Source organism: Sulfitobacter sp. AS59, from assembly GCF_038899995.1.
In the GTDB taxonomy this organism is placed as follows: domain Bacteria; phylum Pseudomonadota; class Alphaproteobacteria; order Rhodobacterales; family Rhodobacteraceae; genus Sulfitobacter.
The window spans coordinates 118,043-130,219 of record NZ_JBBMQK010000002.1 but is presented as its reverse complement, the minus strand read 5'-3'; the positions used below and the strand labels follow the sequence as shown (position 1 = coordinate 130,219).

At 60.1% G+C, this 12,177-nt stretch carries 11 protein-coding genes; 9 read left to right on the top strand and 2 right to left on the bottom strand.

The window, feature by feature from the left end; translation table 11 throughout:
• Positions 1-2 precede the first annotated feature (2 nt).
• Genes WNY39_RS04920 through mraY form a run of 3 tightly spaced genes read left to right on the top strand, consistent with a single transcriptional unit; the run spans position 3 to position 4,032 of the window.
• Positions 3-1,484 (top strand): UDP-N-acetylmuramoyl-L-alanyl-D-glutamate--2,6-diaminopimelate ligase, encoded by a 1,482-nt coding sequence (locus WNY39_RS04920; protein ID WP_342844559.1) that lies wholly within the window; start codon positions 3-5, stop codon positions 1,482-1,484.
• Positions 1,481-2,917, top strand: coding sequence for a UDP-N-acetylmuramoyl-tripeptide--D-alanyl-D-alanine ligase (gene murF / locus WNY39_RS04915; protein ID WP_342844557.1), 1,437 nt, complete (start codon positions 1,481-1,483; stop codon positions 2,915-2,917). The genes WNY39_RS04920 and murF overlap by 4 nt, the downstream gene beginning before the upstream one ends.
• 32 nt (positions 2,918-2,949) lie before the next feature.
• Positions 2,950-4,032 carry a phospho-N-acetylmuramoyl-pentapeptide-transferase gene (gene mraY, locus WNY39_RS04910; RefSeq protein WP_342844555.1) on the top strand — a complete coding sequence of 361 codons (1,083 nt, stop codon included), beginning with the start codon at positions 2,950-2,952 and terminating at the stop codon, positions 4,030-4,032.
• A gap of 98 nt (positions 4,033-4,130) precedes the next feature.
• On the opposite strand, the gene WNY39_RS04905 is transcribed toward mraY, so the two are convergent.
• Positions 4,131-5,042, bottom strand: a complete 912-nt coding sequence (locus WNY39_RS04905; protein WP_342844553.1) for a glutaminase — start codon at positions 5,040-5,042, stop codon at positions 4,131-4,133.
• A 49-nt stretch (positions 5,043-5,091) separates the two neighbouring features.
• Between WNY39_RS04905 and murD the strand changes: the two genes are divergently transcribed.
• Entirely contained in the window at positions 5,092-6,486 is a 1,395-nt protein-coding gene (gene murD / locus WNY39_RS04900; RefSeq protein ID WP_342844551.1) for a UDP-N-acetylmuramoyl-L-alanine--D-glutamate ligase, read from the top strand.
• Positions 6,487-6,552: 66 nt separating this feature from the next.
• Here the strand turns inward: murD and WNY39_RS04895 are convergent, their stop codons facing one another.
• Positions 6,553-7,734 carry an NAD(P)/FAD-dependent oxidoreductase gene (locus tag WNY39_RS04895; protein WP_342844549.1) on the bottom strand — a complete coding sequence of 394 codons (1,182 nt, stop codon included), beginning with the start codon at positions 7,732-7,734 and terminating at the stop codon, positions 6,553-6,555.
• Between the two features lie 163 nt (positions 7,735-7,897).
• Here WNY39_RS04895 and ftsW point away from each other — a divergent pair, with 163 nt between their 5' ends.
• From ftsW to WNY39_RS04870, 5 genes are read left to right on the top strand one after another with little or no spacing between them, the layout of a single operon-like run.
• A complete protein-coding gene (ftsW, locus tag WNY39_RS04890; protein ID WP_342844547.1) occupies positions 7,898-9,067 on the top strand; it encodes a putative lipid II flippase FtsW in 1,170 nt (389 codons plus the stop codon).
• The gene (locus tag WNY39_RS04885) at positions 9,064-10,170 is read left to right on the top strand and encodes a UDP-N-acetylglucosamine--N-acetylmuramyl-(pentapeptide) pyrophosphoryl-undecaprenol N-acetylglucosamine transferase (protein ID WP_342844545.1); all 1,107 of its coding nucleotides are present in this window, start codon (positions 9,064-9,066) and stop codon (positions 10,168-10,170) included. The genes ftsW and WNY39_RS04885 overlap by 4 nt, the downstream gene beginning before the upstream one ends.
• Positions 10,167-11,582, top strand: coding sequence for a UDP-N-acetylmuramate--L-alanine ligase (gene murC, locus WNY39_RS04880; protein WP_342844543.1), 1,416 nt, complete (start codon positions 10,167-10,169; stop codon positions 11,580-11,582). Before WNY39_RS04885 ends, murC begins: the two co-directional genes overlap by 4 nt.
• A 32-nt stretch (positions 11,583-11,614) precedes the next feature.
• Positions 11,615-11,866: a DUF2484 family protein gene (locus WNY39_RS04875; RefSeq protein WP_342844541.1), complete on the top strand. Its 252-nt coding sequence runs from the start codon at positions 11,615-11,617 to the stop codon at positions 11,864-11,866.
• Positions 11,863-12,123, top strand: a complete 261-nt coding sequence (locus WNY39_RS04870; protein WP_342844539.1) for a DUF2484 family protein — start codon at positions 11,863-11,865, stop codon at positions 12,121-12,123. Before WNY39_RS04875 ends, WNY39_RS04870 begins: the two co-directional genes overlap by 4 nt.
• Positions 12,124-12,177 lie beyond the last annotated feature (54 nt).

The following is a 12,177-nucleotide window of genomic DNA, read 5'->3' as shown; positions in this document are numbered from 1 at the left end:
CCATGGGCTCACAGGCCGTCCCCCTTTCTTCACTTGGTCTGACCGCGAGGGGCGAGGCCAATCCCGATATTACAGGCATCGCCGTGGACAGCCGTCAGGTTAAAGACGGATATTTGTTCGCGGCCATGCCCGGCAGCACGGTGCACGGTGCCGAGTTCATTCAATATGCGCTGCGCATGGGCGCAGCAGCCGTGCTGACCGATGCCAAGGGCGCTGCGATTGCCGCCGATGTGATGGCCCATGCTAGCGTTGCCGTCGTGGTCACCGATGCCCCGCGCGAGGCGCTGTCACGCTCTGCCGCACTTTGGTTTGGCGCGCAGCCTGCCACGATGATCGCAGTAACCGGCACGAACGGCAAAACCTCCGTCAGTACTTTTGTGCGCCAAATCTGGATCGAAATGGGGCTGTCCGCCGTAAACCTTGGCACCACGGGGGTCGAAGGCGCATGGACCGCCCCGCTGGCCCACACCACGCCCGAACCGATTACCCTGCACCGCGCCTTGGCCGAGGCAGCAACCAACGGCATCACCCACGCCGCGATGGAGGCGTCGAGCCACGGGTTGGATCAGCGCCGCCTTGATGGCGTGACGTTGAAAGCGGCGGGGTTCACGAACTTCACCCAAGACCATCTGGATTATCACGAGACATTCGAGGCGTATTTCGATGCCAAGGCGGGCTTGTTCTCGCGCGTATTGCCCGAAGACGGCACGGCGGTCATCAACATAGACGATCCCAAAGGCGTCGATATGGCGGCCATTGCCCGTGCGCGGGGCTGTGACGTCATCAGCGTCGGTCGGGATGGTGGCGATCTGCATCTCACGGGCCAACGCTTTGACGCCACAGGACAGGACCTGCGGTTCGACTGGCGTGGCAAAACCTATCAAAAGCGGCTGAACCTGATTGGCGGGTTTCAGGCCGATAATATCTTGCTGGCCTGCGGGCTGGTTATCGCTTGCGGGGCCAATCCTGCCGATGTGTTCGACACGATCCCGCATCTGACAACCGTGCGGGGCCGGATGCAGCTGGCCGCGACCCGCGACAATGGCGGCGCGGTGTTTGTTGATTACGCCCACACACCGGATGCCATCGCCACGGCGCTTCAGGCGATGCGCCCGCATGTGATGGGCCGTCTGGTGGCGATTGTGGGCGCAGGCGGCGACCGTGACACGACCAAGCGCCCCTTGATGGGGCAGGCGGCGGCTGAACATGCGGATTTGGTGTTTGTGACGGATGATAACCCGCGCTCGGAAGATCCGGCGCTGATCCGTGCGGCGGTCATGACCGGCGCACCGCATGCGACCGAGGTCAGCGACCGCGCCGAGGCGATCTTGCGCGGGATCGATGTGATCGGGCCCGGTGATGCCTTGTTGATCGCGGGCAAGGGCCATGAAACCGGGCAGATCATCGGTGATGATATCCTGCCCTTTGATGATGTGGAACAGGCCAGCGTTGCCGTTGCGGCACTGGACGGGAGACTGACATGAGCTTGTGGACAGCAGCAGAGGCGGCAAAAGCCACCGGAGGCCGAGCAATCGGCGATTGGGCCTGCGACGGCGTGTCGATTGATACGCGCACAATTCAGGCGGGCGATCTGTTTGTGGCGCTCAAAGATGTGCGCGATGGTCATGATTTCGTGGCGATGGCGCTGGAAAAGGGCGCAGGGGCGGCTTTGGTCAGCCACGTGCCCGACGGTGTGGCCGCCGATGCACCTTTGCTGATCGTTGACGATGTGCTGCAGGGGCTTGAGGCGCTTGGGGCTGCTGCCCGTGCCCGCACGCAGGCCAAAGTGGTCGCGGTGACGGGCAGTGTTGGCAAAACCTCGACCAAGGAAATGCTGCTGGCGATTTTTGCGGATCAAGGGCGCGCGCATGCATCCGTGGACAGCTATAACAACCATTGGGGCGTGCCGCTGACATTAGCGCGGATGCCGGTAGATACCGAATTTGCCGTGATCGAGATCGGCATGAACCACCCCGGTGAAATCTCTCCGCTGGCGATCCTGACCAAGCCGGATGTGGCGATGGTGACGACTGTCGCGGCGGTGCATCTTGAGGCCTTTGATAATGTCGCGGGCATTGCCGTTGAAAAGGCGGCGATTTTCGACGGGCTGGAACCGGGCGGCGTGGCCGTGATCAATGCCGACATCGAACATGCGGCGATTTTGATGGCCAAAGCGGTTGATTGCCGTCTGCGCGAGGTTGAGTTCGGCGAACACGGCTATCAGTTCAAATTGCTGGACGTGCAGGTTCAAGGCGATGTGACGGTGGTGCAGGCCGATGCCGATGGTACCCCGCTGCTGTTCAAGATCGGCACACCTGGGCGGCATTTTGCTATGAACGCCCTTGGTGCGCTTGCTGCGGCACAGGCGATGGGCGCTGATCTGGCGCTGGCGGCGGCGTCTTTGGGGCGCTGGACCCCGTACAAGGGCCGTGGCGTGCGCGAGGTGATCCACCTCGATCCAGTCGAGACACAGATGACGTTAAACCTGATCGATGACAGCTATAACGCCAATCCCACCTCGATGGCCGCAGCGCTTGAGGTGTTGGCCGCATCGGACGTGACCCATGACATCGGCCGCGTCAGCAAGGGCCGGCGGATCGCCTATCTGGGCGATATGAAAGAGCTTGGCCCCGACGAGATCGCCCTGCACGCCGGGCTGGCCCATCTGGACGCGACCAAGAAACTGGACGTGATCCATTGCGTGGGGCCGTTGATGCGGTCGCTATATGATCTGATCCCCCCGCATCAACGGGGCGAATGGGCCGAGACATCGGCGGAGTTGCTGCCCGGATTGGCAAGCCATTTGGACAGTGGCGATGTGGTGTTGGCCAAGGGGTCATTGTCTATGAAACTCGGCCTGATCGTTGACGCGATCCGTAAAATGGGCCATCCGGTGGAAAACAAAGAACAGGGCTAAGGCCCGCAATATTTTGAGTGAGGACGCGCAAAATGCTCTATTGGTTGACCCTGCTGTCGGATGGCGGCGATTTTTTCAACCTTTTCCGCTACATCACGTTTCGGGCGGGTGGCGCATTTATGACGGCGCTGATTTTCGGTTTCCTGTTTGGCAAGCCGCTGATCTCGGTTCTGCGCAGACGTCAGGGTAAAGGCCAGCCGATCCGCGATGATGGCCCCGAGGGGCATTTTGTCAAAGCGGGCACGCCGACCATGGGCGGGCTGCTGATCGTGGGGGCATTGTTGACCTCGACGCTGCTGTGGGCCCGGTTGGACAATCCCTTTGTCTGGATGATCCTGTTTGTCACCATCAGCTTTGCCGCGATTGGATTTGCGGATGATTACGCCAAAGTCAGCAAACAAACTGTGGCGGGTGTCTCAAGCAAGCTGCGTCTTTTGCTGGGCTTTATCATCGCCGGTATCGCCGCATTCTGGGCCGCGCAGTACCACCCTGTTGATCTGCAAAACCAGCTGGCCCTGCCAGTGTTCAAGGACACGCTGATCAACCTTGGCTATCTGTTTATTCCTTTTTCGATGATCGTGATTGTAGGGTCTGCCAATGCGGTGAACCTGACCGATGGTCTGGACGGTCTGGCGATTATGCCTGTGATGATCGCAGCGGGGGCCTTGGGCGTGATTGCCTATGCCGTGGGGCGGGTCGATTTCACCGAATATCTGGATGTGCATTATGTGCCAGGGACGGGCGAAATCCTGATCTTTACCGCCGGTATCTTTGGCGGCGGCCTTGGGTTTTTGTGGTATAATGCGCCCCCTGCGGCTGTGTTTATGGGCGACACCGGGTCGCTGGCTTTGGGCGGGGCGTTGGGCGCGATTGCGGTTGCCACCAAGCACGAGCTGGTGCTGGCCGTCGTTGGCGGCCTGTTCGTGGTCGAGGCATTGTCGGTGATCATTCAGGTGCTGTATTTCAAACGCACCGGCAAGCGCGTGTTCCTGATGGCCCCGATTCACCACCACTATGAGAAAAAAGGCTGGGCCGAGCCGCAGATCGTGATCCGGTTCTGGATCATCTCGTTGATCCTGGCGATGATCGGGTTGGCGACGTTGAAAGTGCGCTAGGCGCACGCCGTTCGCATTTTTTCGGGGAGAAGAGGGGGCCAGCCCCCATCGGCCTTTGGCCGATCCCCCCGGAGTTTATTTGGCAAAATGAAACGGCTTTAGAAGATGGACCAGCCCATGTCGCGGGCGAGGCTGGCCATGGCTTCGGTGCCCTTTTTTGAATTGCCATAACGGTTGAGGCCCGGCGACCAGACTGCCACGCTGGCGACGCCGGGAACAATGGCAAGAATACCGCCACCCACGCCTGATTTGGCAGGCAGGCCGACGCGGTAGGCGAAATCGCCGGAGCCATCGTAATGCCCGCAGGTCAGCATCAATGCGTTCAGCCGCCGGATGCGTTGGGGCAGGATCATCCGGGGCAGTTTTGTGGTTTCGATCAGAAAACGCCCGGACATGGCAAGCTGGCGGGCTGACATTTCGATTGCGCAGTGGTGGAAATAGGTGCCGAGGGTTTTGTTGGGCGTGTTGTTGAGATTGCCGCAGGAGGCAAGAAAATGCGCCAGCGCGAAATTGCGGTGGCCGTGGGCTTTCTCGGAGCTGGCGACGGCGTTGTTGATGTGGATGTTGTCATCGCCCGCTGCGGCGCGGACGAACTGGAGGATTTCGGCCAGTGCTTCGCGGGGGAGGCGACCGGTGAGGATTTCATCGGTGGTGACAATCGCGCCGGCGTTGATGAAGGGATTACGCGGACGTCCGTTTTCCTGTTCGAGCTGGACGATCGAATTAAACGCCCTGCCCGAGGGTTCGCGCCCCACGCGCCGCCAGAGTTGGTCGCCCGAGCGACCCAAAGCGATGGCCAGGGTGAAGACCTTGGTGATCGATTGCACAGAAAACGGCGTGTCGGCATCGCCTGCGGTAAACACCTCGCCATCGGCTGTGGTCACGGCGATGGCGAATTGCGCGGGGTCGATGTGGGCGAGTTCAGGGATATAGCTGGCCACAGCGCCCCAGTCATCATCGCGGCGCATGTCATCGTTGAGCTGGGACAGAATATCTGGCAGAGGGGACATATCAGGCTCCTAAGGCGCATTGAGGGGCATCGCTAGCAGGAGATCGGGCATGATACCAGTTCAGGGTTTGACGGGCGCACGGGTCGCTATTTTGGGCCTTGGACGGTCGGGGCTGTCTGCGGCGCGGGCTTTGGTCGCGGGCGGGGCGGTGCCGGTATGCTGGGATGACAACCCGGCGGCGCGTGAAAAGGCGCAGGCCGAAGGGTTTGAATGTCTTGATCTGCTTAAGGCGGGGGCCTTTGACGATGTGGCGCGTCTGGTCGTCAGCCCCGGTATTCCGCATCTTTATCCGGCACCCAATCCGGTGATCGTTGCCGCCCAAGATGCGGGCGTGGCGGTTGATAACGATATTGGGCTGTTTTTCCAAAGCTTTGCCACACAGAGCTGGGATAATTTTGACCAGATGCCCAAGGTGATTGCGATCACGGGGTCGAACGGGAAATCGACGACCTCGGCGTTGATCCATCACATTTTGCAGCATGCGGGACGGCCGACGCAATTGGCGGGCAATATCGGGCGCGGTGTTTTGGATATCGATCCTGCGATTGATGGCGAAGTCGTGTTGCTGGAGCTGTCGAGCTATCAGACCGATCTGGCGCGTAACCTGACGCCGGATGTGGCGGTCTTTACCAACCTCAGCCCCGATCATCTGGATCGACATGCAGGCATGGGCGGCTATTTCGCGGCCAAACGTCGCTTGTTCGCCGAAGGTGGGCCGGACCGTGCGATTATTGGCGTGGACGAGGCCGAGGGGCGTTTTCTGGCCGGTCAGCTGAGCGAGGGGGCGGCGGATGACCGCGTTATCCGTGTGTCGGTGGATCGCAAGCTGGCGGGTTTGGGGTGGAATGTCTTTGCGCGCAAAGGGTTCTTGGCCGAAATGCGCAATGGCAAGCAGGTCGCATCGATCGATCTGCGCAAGGTTGAAGGCCTGCCGGGGGCGCATAACCACCAGAATGCCTGTGCCGCCTATGCGGCGTGTCGGACCTTGGGATTTGCGCCCAAGGTGATTGAGGCTGCGTTTCACAGCTTTGGCGGGTTGCCGCATCGCAGCCAGACGGTGGGCGAGCTGCGCGGCATTCGCTTTGTCAATGACAGCAAGGCCACCAATGTGGATAGCGCGGTCAAAGCGGTGGCGGCATTTCAGAACATCCGCTGGATTTGTGGCGGGCTTGAGAAAGAGGGCGGCTTGGGCGATTTGGCCAAGCCCCTGCCGACCGTGCGCAAGGCCTATGTGATCGGGCGCGAGGCGGCGCAGTTTGCGATGAAGCTGGGGGTCGAGGCCGAGGTTTGTGGCACCATGGAGGTCGCAGTGGCGCGCGCCGTGGCAGAGGCGGAAGCGGGGGATGTGATCCTGTTGGCCCCTGCGGCGGCGAGTTTCGATCAATATGACAGTTTCGAGCGGCGCGGGGATGATTTTGTCGCACAGGTGCAGAAGTTTTTGTGAGGTCGTATGGGGGCGCTGCCCCCGCAGCCTTTGGCTGCGCCCCCGGGATTTTAGTCCATTTGGAAATTAAGTGCGTTTTGAGATGTGGCGGGCGGCGGCCATGCCCGATGACCATGCCCATTGGAAGTTATACCCGCCGAGCCAGCCTGTGACATCAACGGCCTCGCCGATGAAATAGAGGCCGGGTGTGGTTTTGACCTCCATCGTTTTGGAGGACAGCGCATCGGTGTCGATGCCGCCAAGGGTGACTTCCGCGGTGCGGTAGCCTTCGGTGCCCGACGGGGTCATTTCCCAGTTTGCCAGCGTGTCGCAGAGATTTTGCAACCGGACATCGGACCAATCGGCAAGGTTGCCGGTCAGATCAAATTGGGTGGTGAGGTGATCGACCAGCCGCGAGGGCAGGTGTTTGGCCAGTTCCGTCGTCAGGTTGCGGCGGCCATAGGTTTGGCGCTGATCGCGGAGTTTGGCGAAGAGATCGTTTTGCGGCAGCAGGTTGAGAGTGATGGGGTCACCATCGTGCCAATAGCTGGAGGCCTGAAGGACAGCGGGGCCTGATAGGCCGCGATGGGTGAACAGGAGCGCCTCGTCAAACGACGTGCCGCCGGCGGTTACCCGGGCCGGTGTGGCGGTGCCAGAGATCGGGGCAAAGCGGGCATCGGTGAAGGTAAAGGGGACAAGGCCCGCGCGGGTGGGCGTGACGGGAATACCGAAGCTTTCAGCGATCTCGTAGGCGCGGCCGGTGGCACCCATCTTGGGGATCGATTTGCCGCCTGAGGCGATGACCAGATGGGTGGCGGTGATTTTGGTGCTGGCGTCGGGCGTGGTCAGCGTCATCGCATAGCCGCTGTCGGTTTTGGTGATGTCACCCAGCGTGCTTTGCAAGCGCAGATCGACGCGCGCCCGATCCATCAACCGGCGCAGCATGGCGACGATTTCCTTGGCCGAGGTGTCACAGAACAATTGGCCGAGGGTTTTTTCGTGCCATGCAATGCCATGGGTGTCGATGAGTTCGATAAAATCCCACTGGGTATATTTGGCCAACGCAGATTTGGGGAAATGCGGATTGGCGCAGATAAAGGCATCAGCAGTGCAGTGCATATTGGTGAAATTGCAACGCCCGCCGCCTGAAATGCGGATCTTTTCGCCGGGGGCTTTGGCGTGATCAACCAGCAGCACCCGCCCGCCCGCATGGGCCGCGCACATCATGCCGGCGGCCCCGGCGCCAAGGATCACGGTATCATACTGCATGTACCGCGCTTTGCCTGAGGCGGACAGGGCGGTCAAGACCCAGACCCCATGGGCAGCTTTGCGTGGGCGACATGAAAACAGGCTAGCGCCGTTGGGCAATTCACGCTATGATTATAGGCAGACCCCGAAAAGGGGCGTGTTGAGGCAGTGTAAGGCAGTAACCATGACAGAAATGGTCTATGGCGCGGTTCCGGTACGGGACGGCGAACCCATTCTTCCAAAATGGTGGCGGACAATTGATAAATGGGGCATGTTCTGCATCCTCATGTTGTTTGCCGTCGGAATGCTGCTTGGCTTGGCGGCGTCACCGCCACTGGCTGCCAAAAACGGGTTTGATTCCTTTCATTATGTTCAACGTCAGGCCGTGTTCGGATTTCTGGCGATTGTGGCGATGTTGCTGACATCGATGATGACGCCGACCATGGTGCGCAGGCTTGCTGTGATCGGGTTTCTGGTGTCCTTTGTGGCCTTGGCGCTATTGCCGTTTTTCGGAACGGATTTTGGCAAGGGGGCGATGCGGTGGTATTCGCTGGGTTTCGCGTCTTTCCAGCCGTCCGAGTTTTTGAAGCCCGGTTTTGTGGTTGTGTCGGCTTGGATGATGGCCGCCTCTGTTGAGATTAACGGACCACCGGGCAAGACATGGTCTTTTGCGCTGTGTATTTCGATTGTGCTGATGCTGGCGTTGCAGCCCGATTTTGGTCAGGCCTGTCTGGTCTTGTTCGGTTGGGGCGTGATGTATTTTGTCGCGGGTGCGCCGCTGGTGTTGCTGGTGGGGATGGCCGGAATGGTCGTGGTTGCGGGCACCGTGGCTTATTCGAACTCTGAACATTTTGCGCGCCGGATTGACGGGTTTTTGTCGCCTGATGTCGACCCGCGCACGCAGCTTGGCTATGCCACGGATGCGATCCGCGAGGGTGGGCTGTTCGGTGTTGGTGTCGGCGAGGGGCAAGTGAAATGGTCGCTGCCTGACGCGCATACGGATTTTATCATCGCGGTCGCCGCCGAAGAATACGGGCTGATCTTGGTGATGGCCGTGATTATTCTGTACGCTGTTGTTGTGGTCAGATCGTTGCTGCGGCTGGTGCGTGAGCGTGATCCGTTCATTCGTCTGGCGGGCACCGGCCTGGCATGCATGTTTGGCGTGCAGGCCATGATCAACATGGGTGTTGCGGTGCGGCTGCTGCCGGCCAAGGGGATGACCTTGCCCTTTGTCAGCTATGGCGGGTCATCCGTGATCGCGTCGGGCATTGCCGTTGGCATGTTGCTGGCGTTTACCCGAACACGGCCACAGGGCCAGATTTCTGATCTGTTGGGCCGAGGGCGTGGTCGATGAATAAACGTGTTCCGCTTTTGACGATTGCTGCTGGTGGCACCGGGGGGCACATGTTCCCCGCGCAGGCCCTTGCCGAGGTGATGCTGGCGCGTGGCTGGCGGGTCAAACTGTCAACTGATGCGCGCGGTGCACGCTATACGGGCGGTTTTCCGGATGCGGTTGAAATTCAGCAGATCAGCAGTGCCACCTTTGCCCGCGGTGGGCTGGTGGCCAAGGCGCTTGCTCCGTTTCGTATTTTTGGCGGCATCGTGGGTGCAGTGTTTGGCATGCTGCGTGACAGGCCGTCTGTGGTTGTGGGCTTTGGCGGGTATCCGTCGATCCCGTCTTTGACCGCCGCGTGGATTTTGCGCAAACCGCGGATGATCCACGAACAAAACGGCGTTTTGGGGCGGGTGAATACGTTCTTTGCCAAACGCGTCGATGCGGTCGCTTGTGGCACTTGGCCGACGACCCTGCCCGAAGGGGTCGAGGGTTATCATGTGGGCAATCCCGTGCGTGCATCGGTATTGGACCGTGCCGGTGCCGGCTATATCGAACCGGGTGATTACCCGATGGAAGTGTTGGTGATGGGCGGCAGCCAGGGTGCGCGGATTCTAAGCGAAGTCGTGCCGCCCGCCATTGCGCAGTTGCCGATGGACATGCTCCGCAATATCCGCGTCAGCCATCAGGCGCGTGACGAAGATGCGCAGCGCGTGTCAGAGTTTTACGCAGAAAATGGTATAAACGCCGATGTGCAGCCGTTTTTCCACGATGTGCCCCGTCGCATGTCCGAGGCGCAATTGATTATCAGCCGTGCGGGCGCGTCCAGCGTAGCCGACCTGTCGATCATTGGCCGCCCGTCGATCCTGATCCCCTATGCGGCGGCGACAGGCGATCACCAAACCGCGAATGCACGCGGGCTGGTTTCTGCTGGTGCCGCTATTTTGGTGCCCGAAGACATGGCAGAGCCGGAGCGCCTGACCACACAGATAGAGATGGTGTTGTCGAACCCGCCCGGCGCACAGCAAATGGCCAAGGCGGCCCTGTCAGCGGGCAAGCCTGACGCGGCAGAAGAGCTTGCAGAGATGGTAGAACACTTGGGACATAAAGGATCCGCAACATGAACGCAGCCACCAAGCTTCCTACCGATGTGGGGCCGATCCATTTTGTCGGCATTGGGGGCATTGGCATGTCCGGTATCGCCGAGGTGTTGCTGAACCACGGCTACCGCGTGCAAGGGTCTGACCTGAAGGCGACCAAGATCACCGACCGTCTGGTCGAACTGGGCGCAACCGTGTTCGAGGGGCAAAAGGCCGAGAATATCCAAGGGGCCGAGGTCATTGTGATCTCCTCCGCGATCAAACCGGGTAATCCAGAGTTAGACGCCGCGCGCCTTGCCGGATTGCCGATTGTGCGCCGCGCCGAAATGCTGGCCGAATTGATGCGTCTGAAATCCAACATCGCGATTGCGGGCACCCATGGCAAGACGACGACCACCACGATGGTTGCCGAATTGCTGGTGCATGGTGGTATCGACCCCACTGTCGTGAACGGCGGGATCATCCATGCATACGGATCAAACGCCCGGATGGGGCAGGGCGAATGGATGGTGGTCGAGGCGGATGAATCCGACGGCACCTTTAACCGTCTGCCCGCGACCATTGCGATCGTGACCAACATCGACCCCGAACATATGGAACATTGGGGCGACTTCGATAAGTTGCGCCAAGGGTTCCTTGATTTCGTGTCGAACATTCCGTTTTACGGTCTGGCGATCTGCTGCATCGATCATCCCGAAGTGCAGGCGCTGGTGGGCAAGATCACCGACCGTCGTGTCATGACCTATGGCTTTAACGCGCAGGCCGATGTGCGCGCCGTAAACCTGCATTACAAAGCAGGCGTTGCGCATTTCGACATCCAGTTTCAGGCCGAAGATATCGTGATCAAGGATTGCACCCTGCCAATGCCCGGCGATCACAACGTGTCGAATGCCTTGGCCGCCGTGGCTGTGTCGCGCCACCTAGGTATGAAGGTCGAAGAAATTCGCACCGCCCTTGCCGAGTTCGGGGGCGTCAACCGCCGCTTTACCAAAGTGGGCGAAGTGGACGGTGTGACGATCATTGACGACTATGGCCACCACCCGGTTGAAATAACCGCCGTGCTCAAGGCCGCGCGCCAAGCGACCGAAGGGCGCGTGATTGCCGTGCACCAACCGCACCGCTACAGCCGCCTGCATCACCATTTCGAAGAATTCTGCGCCTGCTTTAACGATGCCGATGTTGTGGGCATTGCCGAGGTTTACGCCGCTGGCGAAGACCCGATTGAAGGGGCCAGCCGCGATGATCTGGTGGCGGGGCTGATCCGCCATGGTCACCGTCACGCCCGCGCTGTGCAAAGCGAAGACGACCTTGCCCGCCTTGTGCTGGAACAAGCGGGGCCAGGTGACATGGTTGTCTGCCTTGGGGCCGGTACGATCAGCACCTGGGCCAATGGGTTGCCCGCTGCGTTGGAAGCAATAAAAAAGGGTGCGGGCTGAATGGCGCGCTTACCCAAGCGTAGGGCGGTGCAATGACACTGGCGTGGCTGTGTCTGATCTGGGTGTTCCTGTCAGCGACCGTCGCGACCTTGCCCTTGCGGATGCAGTTTATTCCGGGTGCGATCCTGTTGGTCGCGGGACCGGTGTTGATCGTTGTAATTGGTTTTGAAGTCGGGTTTGTTTTTAGTGTGATTGCTCTTGCTGCCTATGTGTCCATGTTCCGTAATCCTTTGCTGTTTCTGCTGGCAAAGCTGCGCGGACGTAAACCCGAGGTGCCAAGATGACCCTTTCCCTAACGCTTGCCTGTCTATGGGCTGTGATCGCGAACATCATCGCCATGACCCCCAGTTCGGATAACCACTGGCGCAATGCCTATGGGCTGATCGCGGTTGGCATTCCCATTCTGGGCTACGTCACGATGCAACATGGGCCGTGGATCGGCATGTTGGTGTTGGCGGCGGGGTGTTCGGTGTTGCGCTGGCCAGTCGTTTATCTGATGCGCTGGCTGCGGCGCACGGCGTTTCACGGTCCCGCTGAATAACCTCTGACCGGGCATTCTGATCCACGTGTGGTGCCTTGGCCCCGTTCCAGAAAA